This window comes from Chthoniobacter flavus Ellin428 (assembly GCF_000173075.1).
GTDB classification, from domain to species: domain Bacteria; phylum Verrucomicrobiota; class Verrucomicrobiia; order Chthoniobacterales; family Chthoniobacteraceae; genus Chthoniobacter; species Chthoniobacter flavus.
On sequence record NZ_ABVL01000024.1, the window covers coordinates 59617 to 81171 of the forward strand.

Consider the following 21555-nt stretch of genomic DNA (forward strand, 5'->3'; position numbering starts at 1 on the left):
CCATTTCCGCCGACATGAAGCGTCTCCTCCTCACCCTGCTCCTCGGCGCCACGCAGCTAGGCTGCGGTTTCATTAGCCGATCCGCGGCCGCGGAGTTTCCGGGCAAGATCTGGTCCGTCGCTACGCCCGCGGAACTGGGGCTCGATGAAACGAAGCTCGCGCAAGCCCGCGATTATGCGCTCACCGCCGGCGGCTCGGGTTGCATCATCTATCACGGCAAGCTGGTCATGGAGTGGGGCGACCAGGCAGCGCTCTACGATCTTAAATCCTCGAGCAAAGCCATCGGCGTCACTGCGCTGGGGCTCGCGCTCAAGGACGGGCTCGTGCATCTCGATGATCCGGCGAAGAAATATCATCCGACCTTCGGCACGCCGCCGGATGCCAACGCCCAGACCGACTGGCTCGAGAAGATCACGCTGCGCAATCTGGCCACGCAAACCGCGGGCTTCGAAAAACCGGGCGGCTACGAAAAGCTCGTCTTCGCTCCCGGCACCGCCTGGCTCTACAGCGATGGCGGTCCCAACTGGCTCGCCGAGTGTCTCACCCTCGCTTATCACCGCGACCTCAACGACGTGATGTTCGAGCGCGTGTTCACACCCATCGGTGTCACGCCCGCAGACCTCAAGTGGCGCAAGAACGCGTATCGCCCCGAATTCATCGAAGGCATCAAGCGCCGCGAGTTTGGTTCCGGTTTCAGTGCGAATGTGCAGGCCATGGCGCGCCTCGGCTATCTTTACCTCCGGGAAGGCTGGTGGAATGGCGAACTCATCCTGCCGCACAGTTTCATCGAAGCCGTGCGGACCACTTCCCCCGAGGTGAAGAAACTTCCGGTGCGCGATCCGGAGTTGCACGGCAACGCCTCCCAACACTACGGCCTCCTCTGGTGGAACAATAGCGACGGCACCATCGCCGGTCTGCCGCGTGATGCTTATTGGTCGTGGGGTCTTTTCGATAGCTTCATCCTCGTCGTGCCCAGCCTCGACCTCGTCGCCACTCGCGCCGGCAAATCCTGGCCGCGCCAGGCCGGAGGCGGCCACTACGATCCGCTCAAGCCTTTCTTCGAGCCCATCGCTGCGGCAGTGAAAGCCTCCGCTCCCGCGAGCACGGCGCCGCTGCCGCCCAGTCCCGTGATTGCGGAAATCCAATGGGCGCCGAAAGCCTCCATTCTTCATCTGGCCAAGGGCAGCGACAACTGGCCGCTCACCTGGGCCGATGACGGAGCCATGTATACCGCCTACGGCGATGGCAACGGCTTCGAGCCTTTCGTCCCGCACAAACTCAGCATGGGGTTCGCCAAGGTGCTGGGCGATGCAGACGCTCCGCAAGGCATCAACCTCCCCTCCCCGACTTTCGACACCGTGGGCGACGGCAAAAAGGGCCGCAAAGCCTGCGGCATCCTCATGGTCGACGGCACCCTCTATGCCCTCGCCCGCAATCTGGCCAATGCCCAGCTTGCCTGGTCGACCGATCACGGCGCCACGTGGACCTGGGCGGATTGGAAATTCACCGAGAGCTTCGGCTGTCCGACTTTCTTGAACTTCGGCCAGAACTACGGCGGCGCTCGCGATCACTTTGTCTACATCGTCTCGCCAGACGCCGACACCGCCTATCAGCGGGCCGACCGAGTCGTGCTCGCCCGGGTGCCGATGGACAAAGTCCGTGACCGCGGTGCTTACGAATTTTTCGTCAACACGGACGCGAACGGCAACGCAACGTGGTCTTCCGATATCAAACAGCGCGGCGGAATTTTCACCGCTGCCGGGCAATGTTATCGCCTCGGTTTCACATACAACGCGGGCCTGAAACGCTATCTCCTTTGCATGACCGGCGCCGGCAACGACACGCGTTTCGCCGGTGGCTTCGGCGTCTACGATGCTCCGGAGCCGTGGGGCCCGTGGACCACGGCCTTCCACACCGACTCTTGGGACACCGGCCCTGGGGAATCCTCGAGCCTCCCGACCAAATGGATGAGCGCTGACGGTCGCACCGTCCATTTCGTCTTCTCCTGCAACGATTCCTTTTCTGTCCGCCGTGGGGAAATCATCCTGCGCAGTCCAGCGAGCAACTCCGCTCATTGAGGCCAACCCAAGGCGAAAAGTAGCCGGCGGTGTTTTCTGCTGGTGCGGATCACGGTGAATCATTCCAATCTCCCCATGCATTCCCTCCGTTCGTTCCTCCGTTTCGGCGTTGTCGCCGTTTGCCTCCTCACAGTTTCCGCGATCTTCGCGCAAGCGCCGAAACCCGAAAAGGGCGGAGAGAAAAAGAAAGATGCTTCGCTCGCGCCCGTCGAGGATGTTGCCGGGCTGCCCCGCGTCTTGCTCATCGGGGACTCCATCTCGATGGGCTACACGATTCCAACGCGCGATTTGCTCAAAGGCGTGGCGAATGTCCATCGCATCCCCGTCAACGGCAACTCGAGCGACGTCGGCCTGAAGAGTCTCACCAACTGGCTGGCGACCGACGGCGCGGACAAGAAATGGGACGTGATCCATTTCAACTGGGGCCTGCACGACCTGAAGCATTGGAAGGACGGCAAGCTCGATCCCACCGGCCCGCAAGTGAACCCGGTGGAGCAATACGAGAAGAACCTCCACGAGATCGTTGAGCAGTTGAAAAAGACCGGCGCGAAGCTCATTTTCGCCACGACGACGCCGGTGCCGGAAGGCACGGTCGGCCGCGTGGCCAAGGATGAAGTCGCTTACAACGAAGCGGCCTTGCGCGTGATGAAATCCGAGGGGGTCGCTGTCGATGACCTGCACGCTCTTGCTGAATCAAAACTCGCCGAGATTCAGCTTTCGAAAAACGTCCATTTCTCGGGGCCCGGCTACAAGGTCCTCGCGGCGCAAGTGGCCGCCTCGATCAAGTCCGCGCTCGGCAAATAGCCGAACCGCAAGGGACACGCTCTCACTTTTCCGTTGGTAAAGGCGGCAGGAAGATTGGGGAAACGCGCAGGAGCGCGTCCCTCCGTTTACTGCAAATTTTCGCACTCGCACTGAAGGTTCCACACCTTCACGTCATCCACCCACGCGGATTTGTTCACGGCCAGCGTGATCATCCGCTTGGTCGGATGCCCGATGCCCGGTGATTTGAATTCACCGATCGGCTTGTTATCGACTGTCGCCCGCATCACATCACCATCGATCACCACGAGCAGCGTGTGCCATTCGCCGGCGGTGAGATCGACCGGGAAATTCTTCGCCTTGCTCCGCAGCAGGGCCAGAAACTCGGGCGATTTGTCGCCGGCCAATTGCCGTTCATGGTTCGCGTTGTCCATGTTGCCGGTTTTCGAATCGATCAAGGTGAGATTCTTCAAGGTGACGTGGGCGAGACAGAGATGCCCGGCGTGCACGGTCTTCAATTCGCGATCGACAAAATCGAGACCGAGATCATCGCCGGCCTCCAGCTTGAAGCGCAACCGCACCGCGCCATCCTTGAAAGCCGCGTCATGAAAAATGGCCACGCCGTGATCGGCAATCGCCGCCTTGGTAACATGCAAAGCACCATCCTCGAGGGAGGCCTGTTTCGTACCTTTCGCCCGCCACGCACTATTCGTCGTCCAGCCGTTGCCCACCTCTTCCTTGTCAGGCGTCGATTCATGGCGATTGAAATCATCCTGAAAAAGCGCGGTGCCGTTTTCCCGCACGTAGGCGTCATCGTCGAAAGCCATCGCTGAGCCGGCGAAAAGGAAAAGCGGAAGAAGCGCGAGCGTGGGAAGGAACGGTTTCATTGCAAGGCGGGTAGTTTAGGCAGGATGTTCCTGGTATCCACTTAGGGAGCTTTTACCGCAAGCGAGACACAGATCAGTTCGCGTTCGTTGCGGACGAAGATGCAGTGGTTCGCAAATGCCGGAGGCGTCCAGGCGACCTTGCGCCCGCCAAAGGGATACACCGGTTCGATTACTTTGACCCGGCTGATTTCCTCGTAGCCTGCCGCGCTGAGCCGCGCCCGAATCAGTTCGCCCTTGTTGGTAAACAGAAATACGGCGCCGTCGTTCGGCGTCAGATGAATGCTCGGGCCGCTCTGCCGATCGGTAACCTTATCGGTGCGCCAGAGCTGCTGGCCGGTGCGGGCATCGAGACATACAAGGTCGCCCTTGTTCGTTGCAGAAAAGACAGCGGCATCCGTTAGCAACGGTGTCGAGGTGTTGCTGAGGACTCGCTTGAGGGGGGCGCGATTTTCCGGCCAGAGCACGGAAGCACCGGGTTTCTCGTCGTCGAGTTTGAGCATGAGCCCGCTGACGAGAAGCCGCTCCCCTCTCCACACCGGTGTGGCATTACAATCGTAACTGGTGGTGGTCAGCGGCTCCCGCCAAAGTGTCGTCCCGGTTACGGGATCAAGTGCAGAGATGGATGAAGCCGTCCAGACGATCAGCTGCCGCCGACCTGCCGCGGTGAGAATGATCGGCGAACTATTCGTCGCCGGTTCGTCCAACGCCTTCCACACTTCCCGACCGGTATGGCGATCGAGCGCCACCAGGCACGCTCCCGGTTTTCCACCGATGTAAAGAATGAGGCGGTCGCCATCGACGAGGGGCGAAGCGCGGGTGGTAAACGATTGCACTGCGTATTCCCTGGCCAGATCTTTCTTCCACAACACCTCGCCCGTTGCCGCCGCAAGACAGGCCAGGGCGCCGTTTGCCCCCAAAGTGTAGACCTTTCCCTCCGCCACCGTCGGAGTGGAAGTGGGCCCGCCATTTTGATCGGCTCCAAAAGCCCATTCCGGGTAATCGACGTCGTAGGCGTACGTCCAGAGCAGCTTGCCGTTGACCGCATCGAACGCTCGCACCCGTTCGTGAGCCGTCGGCTTCGTCAATACCGAGTCGTGGAGGAAGACGCGTCCCGCCGCGATCACCGGGCTGGACCAACCGCCGCCCGCCTCGCCTTGCCAAAGGGGCTTCAAGCCTTCGGACGGAAACGACTCCATGATGCCCTGCTCGCGCCACACCCCATCGCGCTGCGGGCCGCGCCATTGCGGCCAGTCGTCGGCCCGCACGGACAAGGCGAGGAAGGAGAGAGCGAGGATGAACTGGGGGGCGTTCATGTCGGGTTCGGCCGCCTATGGTTTAGCTTCGCCGAGCAATTTGGTCAGGAGCGGCTCCAGTTCGCGGGCCCAGATTCCATAGCCTTTCGCGGTAGGATGCAAAAAATCCCCCATCGTCTCACGGGTAATGCTGCCATCGGGCTCGAGGAATTTCGCGCCGATGTCGAAGAAGATGATGCCGTTCTTGCCATCGAGATCGGCGATGAGCTTGTTGATCGCGTCGATCTTCGCCCGAGGCGCATCCGGTTTCGGTCCGCGCGGGAAGACTGCCATGAGCACGGTCTTCGCTGCCGGCTGCCGCTCATGCACCTCCGCGCAGATCGCCCGGACCCCCGCGGCGATTTCCTCCGGAGTGTTGCGGCTGACGTTGTTGGTCCCGATGAGGATCACCACAACTTTCGCCGCCGCGCCATCGAGTTCGCCATGTCGCAACCGCCAGAGCGTATTCTCCACGAAGTCGTAGCCGAAGCCGAGATTCGCGGCGTTGCGCTTGCCGTAGAATTGCTCCCACACGTCCTTGCCCGGTTGCGGACGATCATGCGGTTCGCCGCCAAACATCTGGGTGATGGAATCGCCGATGAAAACCAGCGAAGCCTTCTTCTCCGTCGCGATCTTCGTCACCGCGGCATGGCGCACCGCCCAATCGTAGATCGGCCAGTCACGATCCTGCGTGCACGGCACCAGCGTCGATGGCTGCGCGGTGGCCCCCGGGGTCGCCTCGAACTTCGTTTCCACCAATTCGCTCATCTGCTTGCGGTCCTCGGAAAAGGCGCGCGCTTTCACCACCCCACCAGCGGGCAACACGATCGGCGCGAGATACGGCCCCGTCTTCGGACCAGGATCCGAGCCATCGATACTATAGCGAATTACGGCACCGGGTGTTGCGCCGGTCAGCGTCACCGTTCCCTGCGCATCGCGCTGCATCGTCGGCGCGGCGAGACTCGCCACGACTTCCGCCTTCGGCGGCGGTGCCGCCTGGGCGCAGGGTGGAACGGAAAGAAGCGGCAGCGCGAGCAGCGCTGCAATGGCGGGCAAACGGAGACGGGGAGGCATGCTGTTTCCAGCCTATGCAGACTTCCCTCCGCGAGGAAATGGTTTCGCGCGGCTCTACGGCGAAATTCCGGGACCGCCTGCCGCCGACAGGGACGCCGCACCGCCCCTGCCCATCAGCTATACTGTCCTACGATTTCTTCCGCGGCAGACCCTTCCGTTTCGTCCCGGCAAATTCCTTGAGCTGTTTGGTGCTCATCGATTTCGCCATCTGCCGCGAAGCTCCCTTCAACGAGGACTTGCTGCGTTGGCCGCGTTTCGCGGCGAGAGCTGCTCCCGCCGCCATCTGTTGTTTCTTGGATTTAGCAGGCATGTCTGCTGGTTCGCGGCAAATCCCGCAAACGGTCGCATGTCGCGCCGCAGGATAGTGCGCTCAGCGATGCACTGCCTGCATTTCGGAACCTTCGAATGGCAGCTTCGTCGTCTTCACGTCGAGCAACGGGGCGAGTTCGTAAACATTCGTGTAGCCGTAGGTCGCGAGCGCGATGTAGGTCGAGATATTGAGCGAAGCCGGCGCAGCTTTGCTGGCCAGCGCCCGCGGTGCGCCGAGGAAGTTGTTATTGCAATAGATCAGCACACGCGTGTCTTTCGCCGGTAGCACGCGGGCCAGCGACTCCGCGGTGAAGTCGGTGAAAGGCAGGCTTACCGCTCCGCGAATGTGCCGCAGCGCATATTTGTCCGCACTGCGCGCATCGAGCACGACCGTGCCGGGTTCGGCAGCCATCGCGGCGAATTGCTCCTCCGTCACCCGGCGTCTTTCCCGCACCGGTTGGACTTCCGCGACGATCTTGCGGAACTGGGGATAGTCGATAAGCGGATTGGGCAACGGCTCCGCCGCTTGTGAGAGGGGTGCGAGGAGAAGAAGAGAGGCGAGGATCGTTTTCATATCCGCCATCCTCGCTCACCTGCAGGAACGATGTGTCAGCTCGGCGTGCGGGATTTGTCAAAAATTTGTCATATCCATGCGCCTGCCCTGTTGACGAAACTACGGCGCTGGCGGACGGAAAAACACCGCCCCGGCGTGCATCTTCCAGGCGGGCTGGTCGTTCGCCTTGGTCGCATAGTAGACGGTGAGCACGCGCCCATCGGAGAGCACCACGTTGCTCGGGTAACCGCAGTCACGGTTGAACGCATCGGTGACGAGAGCAAAGCGTTTCGACCAATCGAACTTGCCCTCCGCATCACCGACGATGCCGACCACCCCGTATGGCCCGATGCGATTGCCCATGGTGATGAGCACGCGATTGTCCGGCAGCAGCGTGAGATCCGCGGGCAGAATCCCGCGCGGGGCCAGCGCATGGATCGTCGACCACGTCCTGCCATCGTCTGTGCTTTCCGACTCCAGCATCTCATCCCCACGGGTGCGGACCGCGGCGAGGATCTTGCCGCTGGGCAAACGCAGCAGCGAAGTCTCGCTCAACTGCTCTTTCGGACCCGGAATTTCCGAAAGCCGTGACCAGGTCTGACCGCGATCGGTCGACCGGTAGACATAACTATGCAGCCGCTCCGGGTCGCGCTTCTCTCCCGCGGGCCGCAAGGCAAAACCATAGATCGCCATGAGCAACGATTTATCCGGTAAAGCAATGATATGTCCGAAAGGACTGCCGATGCCTATGTCCGCGCAATCGATCGGCGTCGGTTCCGACCACGTCTTGCCTGCGTCCTGCGAACGCGTCACCCACGTGCTCTTCTCCTTATCGAGCTTCGGGTTGTAATGATCCTGCTCGTCGTAAGTCGCCGTCTTCCAAAAGCCGACGACGAGCGTGCCGTCATCGGCCTCACCGAACGCCGGATTGCGATCATCGATCGGGCTGTCCACCACCACCGTGGGCTTCGTCCAGGTCTTCCCTTCGTCGCTGGAAAAAATCATATCCAACCGGCCGTGAATGGTGAGATGCCCTCCGCCACCCCGATGCACCACGGCGATTCGCCCATCGCGCATTCGCAGCGCCACGGGAAAGTAGCCCTGGCCGGAGACCGCGAGCACGCGCTCCACGGAAATCGCCGGAGCATGGCCGTTGGGATCATCCGGTTTGGGCGTCGCCGCCTGACCAAACAATTGGGCGCCACCGGGCCACAGCAAACAAACTGACGCAATCAACGGGAGGGAACGTTTCATGGGGAGAAGAGCAATGGATGCTCCCCTCGGCAATCGCGATCTGCGGCGTTTCTTATGACGGATCTGGTAACAAATGAATCACCTCATTCTCATCATCAAAAACGCAAAGAGACTGCGATATTGACGGTTAACGATGGAATGGTGTGCCCTGTTCGCGCCCCATTTCCCCAATGAAAAAACTCCTCCTCCCCGCTCTCCTGCTCGTTGCCACGCTCGGCAGCGCGCTCGCCCTCGACTACAAAGCCGTGCCCGATTGGGTTTCGTTTCCCGACGGCAAGAAAATCATCGGCAACATGCACGGTGACGTCGCGGTCGCCTCGAATGGCGAAGTCTATGTGAGCGTCATGGATCCGAAAGCCGGCCTCCAGGTCTTCTCGCCGGATGGCAAATGGGAGCGCAACGTTCCGAATGCGCCGCCGGACTTCCACGGCTTCGTCATTCACAAGGATGCGGACGGCCAGGAATACATCTACGGCGCGCGCCTCGGCGCGGGCAATATCCTCAAGCTCACGCTCGACGGCAAAGAAGTGCTGAATATTCCGTCGTCGGCGATTCCCGATGAGTTCAAGAACAAGTCGCCGAAGATGAAGAAGGGACCCGACGGGAAGGAAGTCCCGAACCCGGATGCCGACAAACCGTTCGTCCGTCTCACCGGCATGGATGTCGCGCCCAACGGCGACCTGTATGTCACCGATGGCTACGCGAGCAGCTACATCCATCGCTTCGACAAGACTGGAAAATATCTCAAGTCCTTCGGCGGAACGAAAGAGCCCTACGGCTTCAAGACCATGCACAAGCTCGCCATCGACACGCGCTTCGATCCTCCGCGCATCATCGGTTGCGACCGCGAAAACAAGCGCGTCGTGCATCTCTCGCTCGACGGTGATTTTCTCGGCGTGATCATGAAAGACATGCTGCGCCCGGCGGCCGTCGCCATCCAGGGCGACTACGCGGTGATCGGCGAAATCGCCGGCCGGGTCACGATGCTCGACAAGGCGGGCAAGGTGGTCGCGCAGTTCGGCACCAACGACAAGGCCGACGAGGTCGCCACCAACAAAGTCGCGCCGGACCAGTGGCGCACCGGCGTCGTCAACGCGCCGCACGGTGTGGCCTTCGATGCGAAAGGCGACGTGTTCGTTTCCGAGTACAATATCTACGGCCGCGTGCATCGCTTCAATCGTCAGTAGTTCCCTTTGAATACCAACTCTGCCCCTATGAACATGACCCGTCGTTCCGCCCTGCAACGCACCGCCGCTTTCTCGCTCGGCGCCGCCCTCTCGATGCCCAAACTCCGCGCCGCTGATGCGCCGGGCCGCAAATTGCGCGTCGCCGTTGTCGCGCTCGGGCGCGGCATGGGCCATGTCCGCGCGCTGCTCTCGCTGCCGGATGTGGAGATCGCTTATCTCGCAGAGGTCGACCCGAAGCGACTGGAGATCGGCATGAAGGCGGTCACCGAAAAGCAGGGTTCCTCCTGCCAGGGCGTGCGTGATTTTCGCACTTTCCTCGACGACAAATCGCTCGACGCCGTCTTCATCGCCACGCCGAATTTCTGGCACACGCCCGCCGCCATTCTCGCCATGAAAGCGGGCAAGCACGTGTATGTGGAGAAGCCCGGCAGCTCGAATCCCTACGAATCCGAGCTCATCGTCAAGGCCGCGAAAAAGTACGACCGACTCGTGCAGATGGGCAACCAACGGCGCACGTGGATGAAGGAAGGTATTGCCGAACTGCATGGCGGGGCCATCGGTGAGGTGCGTTATGCCCGCTCGTTCTATTACAATGCGCGCGGTCCTATCGGAGAAGGCAAGCTGAAGGCCGACCCGGGCATTGACTGGGACATGTGGCAGGGGCCGGTGACTTCCGACGGCGACATCAAGCCCTTCGTGCATTACGACTGGCACTGGCTCTGGCACTGGGGCAATGGCGAACTCGGCAACAACGGCATCCACATGCTCGACGTCCTCCGCTGGGGATTGAAGGTCGAGTATCCCGAGCGCGTCACTTACATGGGCAACCGTTACTGGCATCAGGACAAACAGGAAACGCCCGACACCGGCGTGGCTGTCTATGACTGCGGCAAGGTTGGGATGGAATTCGTGCAGAGCAGTTGCCACACGCGCTCGGCGGAAAAGCCGGCCGGCGAATGCGTCTTCTACGGCGAGAACGGCACCATGGCGCTCAGCGGGCCGAACTACACGATCTACGATTCGAAGGGCGCGAAGATCAAGGATGGCAAAGGCGCCGGCGGCGATGATGCCGCGCACATCGGCAATTTTCTCGAAGCGATCCGCGGCAACCAAAAGCTCAACAGCCCGATCGAAGAAGGCCAGAAGAGCACCATGCTCTGCCACTGGGGCAATATCGCCTACCGCACGAATACCGTCGTCCGCATCGACCCGAAGACCGGCAAGATGATCGACAACCCCGCCGGCGAGAAGCTGTGGAAGCGCGAGTATCGCCCCGGCTGGGAGCCGACGGTGTGAGAAGGAGAAGTGCTGAGTTCGGAGTGCTTAGTGATCGGCGTTCGCGCCCAGCCACTCGGAACTAAGCACTAAGCACTAAGCACTAAGCACTAAGCACTGCTTACCAGGCACCCGGCGCGCTCGACTCCACAGGCCTCTCCGCCTTGATCCCCACGACGTAGAACACTTCGCACGCTCCGCGGCCGGTATCGGTGCGGGTGAGCGAGGTGTTCCAATAGAATCCATTCGGTCCACTCACGTTGGCGAGATACCCCTTCATCGTCACGATCTCGCCGGGATAAAGTCCGCTGATCACATGCTTCACGTCGCTGTTCGCGGCGATGAGGTGATTATTGGAGGAGTGGCACACCATCTCGTTCTGCGGGATCGGCGGCGCCGTCTGCCATTGGTAGAAGTAGAAGCGGTTGCCCTGCGAGATCTCGAGGTGATCCAGCACCGATTGGTCGGACATTCGCCCCCAGCCCAGCGCCACGTCGTAAGGCGCGAGGTCGCTGCCGTTGGCCCAATAGCGCTTCGTATGCAACACTCGCGCTCGGATGGTGTAAGTCGCTACTGCGGTCACGGTGTAATCCTGGATCTTCGCCACCACCTGCGCCGGACACGACTCCTGCAGCGGCTCGTCCGGCGTCACCGCGCCTGGCGCCGTGCGAATCGCCGGCTCTCTCACCCAGAAGATCAGCCCCCAGACGAGCGCGGCGAGGATACAAAAGCTCAACAAACGGCGCATGCTCCCTGAGAAAAGAGCACCACCGGTGCCAATGAGCCTTATTTTTGCGTGAAAACACGCACTCCCTCTCCGGGTTTTCCCCCGACAAAGCTCAACGGTTTCCCCACCCGGCGAGGGCATCGAATACGCTTTATTACGTAGCAATATGAAACGTCTGGCTGCTGCAAAGTCTCTCATCCGCATTCCGCGTCTGGTCGCGGGGTGTGTGCGGTCGTTGCGGCCCAAGTCCAGGCGGGCCGTCGTGGAAAAGAAATCGGCCCGGAAGAAGCGCATCCTGCTCGTCGATGACGAGTCCGCGCTCACCCACATTTGCAAGCTGATGCTGGAGCGGACGGACGACTTCGTCGTGGAGGAGGAAAACCTCGGCATGCGCGCCCTCTCGACCGCCCGGAAGTTTCGGCCCGACGTGATCTTTCTCGACATTCGTCTGCCGGACAAGGATGGCCACGCCATCGCCGCGGAACTGCATTCCGATCCCGAATTGCGGGACGTGCCGATCGTCTTTTGGAGCGGCACCATTCGCCATCGGCAGGAAATCATCGCCAATGCGCACGGCTGCTGGCCCACACTGCCCAAGCCCTTTTCGCACGACGAGCTTACTGAACTCGCGGCGAATCCTTCGTATCGATAGGATAGCGATCCCCTTCGATTTTTGCTTTGCGTAGGCGCTCTCTGCGGATTGCATGCCGCCATGCCGTCCCTCCCCAAGTTCGCCTGCATCGCTCTTCTCGCCACTGCTCTCTGCACTCCCCTCCTCCGCGCTGAATCCGCACCGCCGGTCATCAAGCTCTGGCCCGGCACCGCACCCGGTGAAAAGGGCGACATCGGCGAGGAGAAAGACATGACCAAGCCAACCGACGGCAAGCCCGGCGGCAAAATCATCATCCGTCTCGGCAACGTCTCGCAACCCACCATCACCGTCTACGCGCCGCCGGCCGACAAAGCGAACGGCACCGCCGTCATCGTCTGCCCGGGCGGTGGCTACAGCATCCTCGCGCTCGACCTCGAGGGCACGGAAGTCTGCGAATGGCTCAACTCCATCGGCGTCACCGGCGTGCTGCTCAAGTACCGCGTGCCGAAGCGCCCTGGCGCGGAGAAGCACGTTCCGCCGCTGCAGGATGCCCAGCGTGCCATCGGTATCGTGCGCAGCCATGCGAAGGAATGGCACCTCGACCCGGCGCGCATCGGCATCCTCGGTTTCTCCGCGGGCGGCCACCTCGCCGCCGTCGCGAGCAACAACTACCAGGAGCGCACCTATCCGCACGTCGATGAAGCGGACGATGTGAGCTGCCGTCCCGACTTCTCCATCCTCATCTATCCCGCCTATCTCACGGTGAAAGACCAGGGCGACAAGATCGCGCCCGAGCTCCCCATCACCGCGCAGACGCCGCCCGCCTTCATCGTCATGGCCGAAGACGATCCGGTGCGCGTCGAGAATGCCATCTACTACGCCCTCGCGCTCAAGAACGCCAAGGTGCCCTGCGAACTCCATGTCTACCCCACCGGCGGTCACGGCTACGGCTTGCGCCCGAACGGGCAGGAAGTCACCACCTGGCCGCAACGCGCCGCCGAATGGCTGGCCGCCCGCGGGCTGTTGAAAAAGCCCTAATCGGCGCACCACGAGAATGCGGTTTTTTGGAGCGATCATTTTTGGCGTCCTTGCCGTCGCATTTACGGTGCTCGCCTTCTACTTGCCCCTCACTTGGGTTCTCTATCTGCCCTTGGTGTTGGTCGTTTGGTTGGCAGCATTCCTCTTCTTCATCCACGGATTGCGGCCGCGTTCTTAGAAACTGTAAAACAGTTGCGCTCCTTTTCGCGTGTCATTCTGCGGAGTTCCCTGAGGCCAGATGGCATGGCACGGGAGTGTGAACACGTGATCCCAGCACTGACGGCGCGGTGCCCTCCATCACGCCTTCTGCAATCGACAAAGAATCCCGTCCGACTTTTAAGACACCAACTGTGCCGCGCCTGAGGGACTCGCAGCACCACCCGCAGGAGCGGGCGCGTCGGGATCGTAGTTCAGGTTCGGCGAGAGCCAGCGTTCGACTTCCGGCACGGTCATGCCCTTGCGCAGATGATAGTCGAGCACCTGGTCACGGTCGATCTTGCCGAGACCGAAGTAGCGGGAGCGCGGATGCGCGAAGTAGAGGCCACTCACGCTCGAGCCTGGCCACATGGCAAAACTCTCGGTGATCTGGATGCCGGCCTTCCGCTCCACGTCGAGCAATTCCCAAAGGATGCCTTTCTCCGTGTGATCCGGGCATGCGGGATATCCCGCCGCCGGACGAATGCCGCGATACTGTTCGTGGATCAATTGCTCGCTGGTGAGATTCTCGGCGCGGCCATAGCCCCACTCATCGCGCACCCGCTTGTGCAGGCACTCGGCGAAGGCCTCGGCCAGACGATCCGCGAGCGCTTCGGCCATGATCGCGTTGTAATCATCGTGCTCCGCCTTGAAACGCTCGACGAGTTCCTTGAGCCCGTGCCCCGAGGTCACCGCAAAGGCCGCGATGTGATCGGGCAAGCCCGTGCTCTTCGGCGCGATGAAATCGGACAGCGATTGCGATGGCTCGCCTTCTTTCTTCACAACCTGCTGCCGCAGGAAATGGAAAGTCGTGCGGACCGTTTGCCGCGTCTCGTCCGTGTAAACTTCGACGTCGTCGCCGACCGCATTCGCCGGGAAGAAGCCGTAGACCGCCTTCGCGACCACCAGCTTCTCGCCGATCATGCGGTCGAGGAGTTCCTGCGCTTCGGCGAAAAGCTTGCGTGCCTGCTCACCGTATTTCTCGTGCTCGAAAATCGCCGGATACACGCCACGCAATTCCCACGTATGAAAGAATGGCGACCAGTCGATAAACTCGCGCAGCGTGGCCAGCGGAAAATCCTCCAGCACCCGCGCGCCGATGAATTCCGGCTGCGGAACGTCCTCGGCCCGCCACTCGATGGGCGTGCGATTCGCCCGAGCCGCTTTCAGCGAAATGAGCTCCTGCTTTTGCCCGAAATGCGTCGCCCGCGCCCTCGCCTGCTCGTCGAGATTTTTGGCAATGAAAGCCGGCCGCGCCTCCTCGCTGATCAGGCTGGTGACCACCGGGACGGCGCGCGAAGCATCGAGCACATGCACCACCGGCCCGCCGTAACCGGGCGCGATCTTCACCGCCGTGTGCGCCTTGCTCGTCGTCGCGCCGCCGATGAGCAGCGGCAGCTTGAGACCCGTGCGCTCCATCTCACGCGCGACGTGCGTCATTTCATCAAGCGACGGCGTAATGAGTCCGCTGAGGCCGATGACATCGGCCCCTTCCTGGCGGGCCCGCTCGAGAATCTTCTCGCATGGCACCATCACGCCCATGTCGATGACGTCGTAGTTGTTACAAGCGAGCACCACGCCCACGATATTTTTGCCGATGTCGTGCACGTCGCCTTTCACCGTCGCCAGCACGATCTTGCCCTGCGAACGCACGGCCTTGCCCGCGGCGGCCATCGCCGCTTTTTCCTCCTCCATGAATGGCGTGAGATAGGCCACGGCCTTCTTCATTACGCGCGCCGATTTCACAACTTGTGGCAGGAACATTTTGCCTGCGCCGAAAAGATCGCCGACCACCCCCATGCCATCCATCAGTGGACCTTCAATGACCGCCAGCGGACGACCGAACTTCGCGCGCGCCTCCTCGGTATCGGTATCGATGTAGGTATCGATGCCTTTCACGAGGGCATGCGAGAGCCGCGCTTCAACGGTGCCCTTACGCCACTCTTCTTCCTTCTTCTCCGCCGCAGCGTCCTTGCCCGCGCCGGCCGCCTTCAGCTTCTCGCCGAAATCGACCAGGCGCTCCGTGGCATCGGGACGCCGATTGAGCAGCACGTCCTCCACGAGCATTTTCAACTCGGGCTGGATCTCCTCGTAAACCTCCAGCATGCCCGCATTGACGATGCCCATATCCATCCCCGCGCCGATGGCGTGGAAGAGGAACGCGCTGTGCATCGCCTCGCGCACGACATTGTTGCCGCGGAAGCTGAACGAAATATTCGAGACACCACCGCTCACCTTGGCGTGCGGCAGGTTTGCTTTGATCCAACGCGTGGCCTCGATGAAGTCGATCGCGTAGTTGTTGTGCTCTTCGATGCCCGTGGCTACGGTGAGCACGTTCGGATCGAAAATGATGTCCTCCGGCGGGAAGCCGACTTCGTCCACGAGAATTCGGTAAGCCCGCTCGCAGATGCGAATCTTGTCGGCCAGCGTCGCCGCCTGGCCCTGTTCGTCAAAAGCCATTACCACCACCGCCGCACCGTAGCGCAGCACCGTGCGCGCGTGTTCACGGAAAATGTCTTCGCCCTCCTTGAGCGAAATGGAATTCACGATGCCCTTGCCCTGCAGGCACTTCAGGCCGGCCTCGATCACTTCCCACTTCGAGGAGTCGACCATGAAAGGCACTTTGGCCACTTCCGGCTCGCTGCCGAGCAGTAGCAGGAAGCGCGTCATGGCCGCCACGCCGTCGATCATCCCTTCGTCCATGCAGATGTCGATGACGTTGGCGCCATTCTCCACCTGCTGCCGCGCAATGGCCACGGCCTCCTCGTATTTCCCTTCCTTGATCAGCTTGGCGAACTTCGGCGATCCCGCCACGTTCGTGCGCTCGCCGATCATGAGATAGCTGCCGATCTGCTGCGTGAAAGGTTGCGAACCCGAGAGGCGCAGCGGCAGCGGACCGCCAGTGGAATACTTCGTCTCCTCCTTTGGTTCGCGCGGCGGAAGATCCGCCAACGTCCTGGCAATCGCCGCGATGTGCTCCGGCGTATTGCCGCAGCAGCCACCCGCGATATTCAGCAGACCGCTCTGGGCAAAATCGCCAAGGTATCGCCCCATGTCTTCCGGCTCCAGGTCGAAGCCCGTGGGCGAGAGCGGATTCGGCAAGCCGGCGTTCGGATAACAGGAAATGGCGGAGTCGGATTTCGTGGAGAGTTCTTCCAGGAAGGGCCGCATGAGGTCCGGTCCGAGCGAGCAGTTGAGGCCGACCGAAAGCGGGTTCACGTGCTTCACCGCATTCCAGAAAGCCTCGACCGTCTGCGCCGAGATCATCGTCTCGCCACCGCGACCGACCGCCGCGGAAATGGAAATCGGCAGCGACACCTTGTCCTTCTCAAAGACCTCCTGGATCGCGACCAGCGCCGCCTTCGCGTTGAGCGAATCGAAAATCGTCTCCACGAGCAGAATGTCCGAGCCGCCGGCAATGAGCGCGCGCACTTGCTGGATGTAAGCGGCCTTCACCTGGTCGAAGGTCACCGTGCGGAAACCGGGGTCATCCGCGTCCGGCGAATTGGAAAGCGAAACGGTCAGCGGCCCGACAGCCCCGGCGACGAAACGCTGCTTGCCATCCTTGCTGCCGACACGATCCGCCCACTCGCGGCACTGGCTCGCGGATTGGAAATTGATGTCCCAGGCCAGTTCGTTGAGGAACGGGTCGTCGATAATCTTTTGGTAAAACGCCGGGTCCTTGCGCCCGCCATGCTCGCGCGGGTCGTCGACGAAGAATTCGCTCTGCCCGATGCTCGTGGCGGAGAAAGTATTCGTCTCGATGATATCCGCGCCGGCCTCCAGGAAGCGGCGATGGATGTCGCCGATCATCGCCGCTTGGGTGAGCGAGAAGAGATCGCCGTTATTGAGCAGGTCCTTCTTCGCATCGACAAAACGCGTCCCACGGATATCGGCTTCCTTCATGCCATAGGTCCGGATGGTCGTCCCCATCGCACCGTCGATGATCGCGATGCGCTTCTGCAGGAGGGCAGCCAGGGGATGGAGAGATTTTTCAGCGGACATGGATCGGGCAATAAACGGCAACTTTACAGAGTATTCAAGAGACAAATTCACGCATCATGATGCGACGATGGGTTTGGTTGACACTACGCCATGGGAGAGGAAATGGGAGAGTAATCAGTATTCAGTATTCAGTGATCAGTATGGCTCTCACGCCACGCTAAACTGATTACTGATTACTGATTACTGTCCCCTCCCGCCCGCCCATGCAGGAACTCTACGGCGAGGGCCAGGAGCATCACCACGCATCCCACCCCGCACACGCCCCACCAACCGGCGGCGTGCCACATCGCGGCGCCGATCAGCGAGCCCAGCCCACCGCCGACGAAATAGACGAACATGTAGACCGTGTTGAGCCGGCTGCGCGCGGCGGGATCGATGCTGTAAATACGCGTCTGGTTCGAGACGTGGCCGATCTGCACGCCGAGGTCCATGATGATCACCCCAGCGATCAGTCCCGCGAGATGGCGTCCGAACAATCCCATGCAGACAAAGCCGGCCAACGTCGTCCAGAGCGCGACGCTCACGGTGTAGCGCGGTCCATGTTTGTGCGCCAGATGGCCGATGGTCGGAGCGGCTAGAGCGCCCACGGCGCCCACCAGGCCGAAAAGGCCGGCGGCGGCACTCGGATTCGGAAAGTGATACGGCGAGCCCGCGAGAAAGAACACCAAGGTGGTCCAAAACGCGGAGAACCCGGCAAAGAGCAACGCACCCAGGAGCGCCGATTCGCGTAGCAGCGCGTGCCGTTTCGCGAGCATGAGGGTCGAGAGCATCAGTTCACGCCACGTCAGCACCGTCTCGGGACGATCCTCCGGAAGGCGCACCCGCACCACCGCGCCGAGCAGAAGCATCGCGCCGGCGGCGAGTCCATAGACCGCACGCCAGCCCAGCCACGCGCCGAGCGTCCCGCTGAAAGTGCGCGCCAGCAGCACGCCCATCAGGATGCCCGATACCACCATCCCCACGACGCGCCCGCGCTGCTCCGGCGCTGCGAGGTGCGCGGCGAAAGGCACCACCACATGCACATTCGCGCAAAAGGCCCCGAGAAAAAACGCCGCCACCGCCAGACAGATCACATTCGGTGCGAGCGCCATGAGGACCAGCGCCCCGACCGCGCCCAGCAGCAGCACGAGAATCAACGAGCGCCGCTCGAATTTATCGCCGAGTGGGACGAAGAAAAGCATCCCCAGCGCTGTGCCCACCTGGCTGAGCATGGCGAGCGAACCGGCCTTGGCCACGGTGAGGCCAAAGTTTTCGGCGATCATCCGCAAGAGCGGCTGGATGAAATAGATATTCGCCACGACCACCGCGACCGTCACCGACATCAGCCAAACGGTGCCGCGCGAAAGACCGGCCTCGCGGGCCGGCGGGTGATGATGAGGGTCAGGTAAATGAGACACGAGAAAAGGGAGCGAATTTCGCGGCGATGGGGCGTTTGTCCAGAGCAACCGAAGGGAACCACTGGGAGCGGCCACTTCCCAGTCGCCGACCGACCCACGCGCGCAGCGCCACTTCATGGACGTTGCTGCGCAACGTAGGGCGACCAGGAGGTGGCCCCTCCCAGTGACGCAATCAAACACCCACGACCTGCCGGTCACCTCCATCAATCTTACTTTCCTCCCGCAGCCCTCTGGCCCACATTCCGCGCGTCATGTCTCTTCGCCACTGCTTTTTGATGTTGGTCGGACTTTGCGTTATGGAAACTCTCATGCGCGGTGAGGAACCGTTTAGCTTCGAAACGAACCAGGGGCGTCTGCCGAAGACCATCGTCCCGCAGCGCTACGACGTGCATCTCGCGCCGGACATGGAAAAGGCGGTCTTCTCCGGCGACGAAACCGTGGCCATCGAGGTGCGGCAACCCGTGCAGAAAATCGTGCTGCACTCCAATGGCCTGGAAATCAGCAACGCCACGCTGCACACCACGGAGGAAATCCCGCTCACCCCGCAACTCAACACCGAAGAGCAAACGCTGACCTTCACCCTGCCGAAGGAATTGGCACCCGGGCAATATACGCTCGCGATGCATTTCGCGGGCAAGCTCACCGAGCAGCCGCGCGGACTTTATATCGCGCGTTATCAGGTCAACGGCCATCCGCGCAAATGCCTGGCTACGCAGATGGAAGCGATCGATTGCCGGCGGATGTTTCCCTGCTGGGATGAACCGGCCTTCCGGGCCGTCTTTGCCCTCAGCGTGGACGTCTTGGGAGAGGCCAAGGCCATCTCCAACATGCCGCTGGCGAAGTATGAGTTTCGCGAAGCTTACAACAGTAAGACGGACGAAAAAATCTCGTGTCCCTGCATCACCTTCGCCCCCACACCGAAGATGGCCAGCTATCTCGTCGCCCTGGCTATCGGCGATTTTGAAGAACTTCACGACGAAGTCGAAGGCATCAAACTCACCGTCTTCACCACCCCGGGCAAACGCGAGCAGGGCCGTTACGCGCTGGAAGCCACGAAGAAAATTCTCACCTATTATCACGAGTACTTCGGCGTCAAATATCCCCTGCCCAAGCTCGATGAACTCGCCCTCCCCAGCACTGGCGCGGGCGCGATGGAAAACTGGGGCTGCATCATCTATAACGACAACGCGCTCCTCTACGATCCGGCGAACAGCGCGCAGAACATGCGCGAACGCGTCTTCGCGGTCATCGCCCACGAGGTCGCGCACCAGTGGTTTGGCAATCTCGTGACTATGGCCTGGTGGGACAACCTGTGGCTCAACGAAGGCTTCGCGAGTTGGATGGGCACGAAGGCCACCGACCATTTCAACCCCGAGTGGAAAGTGTGGCTGCGCGCCGCCGGCAGCAAGGAATACGCGATGCGCCTTGACTCCCGCTCGACCACGCACCCAATCCAGCGCCCCGTGCCGGATGATGCGCGCGCGACCGAGGGTTTCGACGAGATTACTTACAACAAAGGCCAGGCCGTGCTCCGCATGCTGGAGAGCTGGCTCGGCGAAGACGTCTTCCGCGACGGCATCCGCGCTTACATCCAGGGGCACGCCTACCGCAACACCACCACCGCCGATCTCTGGCAGGCGCTGGCCACGACTTCGGGCAAACCGGTGCGCGAGTTTGCCGTCGGCTGGACGGAGCAACCGGGCTTTCCCGTGGTGACGCTCAGCGCCCTGCCCGCGGGCAGCCAGGCCAGCGTGCAACTCGAACAGTCGCGCTTCACCATTCATCAAAAAGACGCCGCGCCGCTGCGCTGGCAGATCCCGGTCATCTACGGGCCAGCCGGCGCACCCAGTCGTGCAGTGACGACGTTGCTCAAGGACGCCATTCAGCCGGGCACGCTTTTCGAGCCGGAGATTTCGATCAAGGCCAACATGGGCGATGTCGGCTACTATCGCGTGGCCTACGATGCCACGCTCGCGCGCCGTCTGCTGAAGGCCGCGCCGATGCTCGCCGAGGCCGATCGGCTCAATGCGCTCAACGATTCCTGGGCCATGGTGCAGGCCGGCCGTACGCCGGCTTCGGACAGCCTCGATCTCCTGAACGAGCTGAGCGACGACCGCTCGCCAACCGTCATCCAGCGCATCGTCGACATCCTCTGGTCCATCGATGGCCTCGAGCGCGGCGAGCCGAATCGCGAGGGTTTTCGCGCCTGGGCGCGCGGCTTCCTGCAGCCGCAATTCAATCGTCTTACCTGGGACGCGAAGCCCGGCGAATCCCCGCTCGATGCCGCGTTGCGTGGCTCGCTTATTTCCACCCTCGGTGCGTTTGGCAACGAAGAGATCGTCAGCTCCGCGCGGGCGCGCTTTGCCGCGTATCTGCACGACCCAGCGTCGCTGCCGGGCGATCTGCGTGGGGCGGTCTTCTCCGTGGTGGGGCGCGATGCGGATGCGATGACCTGGCAGCAATTGCACGAGGCCGCACGGAAGGAAGACAGCTTCGAGCAAAAGCGTTCGCTCTACAGTGCACTTGTCTCGGCGCACAACCCGAAGCTCGCCGAGCAGACGCTCGCGCTGTCACTGACCGATGAACTCATCGCGCCTGACGCCGCCCGGCTCGTGCAACGCGTGGCTCACGATGGCGAGCAACCGCAACTCGCGTGGGACTTTGCCCGCGCTCATCTCGATGCGCTACTCGCCAAGGTCCCGGCCATTTCGGCCAATCATTTCGTGCCGAACATCTTCGAGGCCTTCGACGACTCGGCCCACGCGGATGAGCTCGAGGCATTTGCCAAAACGAACCTGCCTCCGGTCACCGCCCCGGCGGTCGCCCAGGCCGCGGACGACATTCGTTTCCAGGCGACATTCAAAGCGCGCGCTCTGCCGCAAATTGACACTTGGTGGCAGGCCAAGGTTCAGCGATAATCCCAGCATCTT

General features: G+C 61.7%; 16 protein-coding genes. 7 read left to right on the top strand and 9 right to left on the bottom strand.

All coding sequences use genetic code 11. The features are described 5' to 3' along the window. Positions 1-14: 14 nt before the first annotated feature. Together CFE428DRAFT_RS26415 and CFE428DRAFT_RS26420 are read left to right on the top strand one after the other, a co-directional pair. On the top strand, positions 15-2078 hold the full coding sequence (locus tag CFE428DRAFT_RS26415) for a serine hydrolase (RefSeq protein ID WP_006982747.1): 2064 nt from the start codon (positions 15-17) through the stop codon (positions 2076-2078). 75 nt (positions 2079-2153) lie between these two features. Next, on the top strand, positions 2154-2882 hold the full coding sequence (locus CFE428DRAFT_RS26420; RefSeq protein WP_042725861.1) for an SGNH/GDSL hydrolase family protein: 729 nt from the start codon (positions 2154-2156) through the stop codon (positions 2880-2882). Positions 2883-2968: 86 nt separating this feature from the next. On the opposite strand, the gene CFE428DRAFT_RS26425 is transcribed toward CFE428DRAFT_RS26420, so the two are convergent. The 6 genes from CFE428DRAFT_RS26425 to CFE428DRAFT_RS26450 all read right to left on the bottom strand — a co-directional run bounded on the left by CFE428DRAFT_RS26425 (position 2969) and on the right by CFE428DRAFT_RS26450 (position 8209). Beyond that, entirely contained in the window at positions 2969-3727 is a 759-nt protein-coding gene (locus CFE428DRAFT_RS26425) for a 3-keto-alpha-glucoside-1,2-lyase-like domain-containing protein (RefSeq protein ID WP_006982749.1), read from the bottom strand. Positions 3728-3768: 41 nt separating this feature from the next. Then, entirely contained in the window at positions 3769-5040 is a 1272-nt protein-coding gene (locus tag CFE428DRAFT_RS26430) for an outer membrane protein assembly factor BamB family protein (protein ID WP_006982750.1), read from the bottom strand. 15 nt (positions 5041-5055) lie between these two features. Continuing rightward, a complete protein-coding gene (locus CFE428DRAFT_RS36225) occupies positions 5056-6093 on the bottom strand; it encodes a GDSL-type esterase/lipase family protein (protein ID WP_006982751.1) in 1038 nt (345 codons plus the stop codon). Between the two features lie 127 nt (positions 6094-6220). Next, on the bottom strand, positions 6221-6403 hold the full coding sequence (locus CFE428DRAFT_RS26440) for a DUF3008 family protein (RefSeq protein WP_006982752.1): 183 nt from the start codon (positions 6401-6403) through the stop codon (positions 6221-6223). Between the two features lie 60 nt (positions 6404-6463). Continuing rightward, entirely contained in the window at positions 6464-6976 is a 513-nt protein-coding gene (locus tag CFE428DRAFT_RS26445; protein ID WP_006982753.1) for a rhodanese-like domain-containing protein, read from the bottom strand. A 99-nt stretch (positions 6977-7075) separates the two neighbouring features. Then, complete coding sequence (locus CFE428DRAFT_RS26450) at positions 7076-8209, bottom strand: sialidase family protein (protein WP_006982754.1); 1134 nt, start codon at positions 8207-8209, stop codon at positions 7076-7078. A gap of 170 nt (positions 8210-8379) precedes the next feature. On the opposite strand from CFE428DRAFT_RS26450, the gene CFE428DRAFT_RS26455 reads away from it, so the two are divergent. Together CFE428DRAFT_RS26455 and CFE428DRAFT_RS26460 are read left to right on the top strand one after the other, a co-directional pair. Continuing rightward, positions 8380-9396, top strand: coding sequence for an NHL repeat-containing protein (locus tag CFE428DRAFT_RS26455; RefSeq protein WP_006982755.1), 1017 nt, complete (start codon positions 8380-8382; stop codon positions 9394-9396). 33 nt (positions 9397-9429) lie between these two features. Next, on the top strand, positions 9430-10692 hold the full coding sequence (locus CFE428DRAFT_RS26460; protein ID WP_131990019.1) for a Gfo/Idh/MocA family protein: 1263 nt from the start codon (positions 9430-9432) through the stop codon (positions 10690-10692). A 100-nt stretch (positions 10693-10792) separates the two neighbouring features. Here the strand turns inward: CFE428DRAFT_RS26460 and CFE428DRAFT_RS26465 are convergent, their stop codons facing one another. Next, on the bottom strand, positions 10793-11419 hold the full coding sequence (locus CFE428DRAFT_RS26465) for a hypothetical protein (protein ID WP_006982757.1): 627 nt from the start codon (positions 11417-11419) through the stop codon (positions 10793-10795). A 145-nt stretch (positions 11420-11564) separates the two neighbouring features. Between CFE428DRAFT_RS26465 and CFE428DRAFT_RS26470 the strand changes: the two genes are divergently transcribed. Then, positions 11565-12050: a response regulator gene (locus tag CFE428DRAFT_RS26470; RefSeq protein WP_006982758.1), complete on the top strand. Its 486-nt coding sequence runs from the start codon at positions 11565-11567 to the stop codon at positions 12048-12050. 60 nt (positions 12051-12110) lie between these two features. Beyond that, entirely contained in the window at positions 12111-13028 is a 918-nt protein-coding gene (locus CFE428DRAFT_RS26475) for an alpha/beta hydrolase (protein ID WP_006982759.1), read from the top strand. 336 nt (positions 13029-13364) lie between these two features. Here the strand turns inward: CFE428DRAFT_RS26475 and metH are convergent, their stop codons facing one another. Further along, positions 13365-17228: a methionine synthase gene (gene metH, locus CFE428DRAFT_RS26480; RefSeq protein ID WP_006982761.1), complete on the bottom strand. Its 3864-nt coding sequence runs from the start codon at positions 17226-17228 to the stop codon at positions 13365-13367. A gap of 173 nt (positions 17229-17401) precedes the next feature. Continuing rightward, the gene (locus CFE428DRAFT_RS26485) at positions 17402-18625 is read right to left on the bottom strand and encodes an MFS transporter (protein ID WP_157447639.1); all 1224 of its coding nucleotides are present in this window, start codon (positions 18623-18625) and stop codon (positions 17402-17404) included. 296 nt (positions 18626-18921) lie between these two features. Here CFE428DRAFT_RS26485 and CFE428DRAFT_RS26490 point away from each other — a divergent pair, with 296 nt between their 5' ends. Continuing rightward, positions 18922-21543 (top strand): M1 family metallopeptidase, encoded by a 2622-nt coding sequence (locus tag CFE428DRAFT_RS26490; RefSeq protein ID WP_006982763.1) that lies wholly within the window; start codon positions 18922-18924, stop codon positions 21541-21543. The last annotated feature ends 12 nt before the right edge of the window (positions 21544-21555 follow it).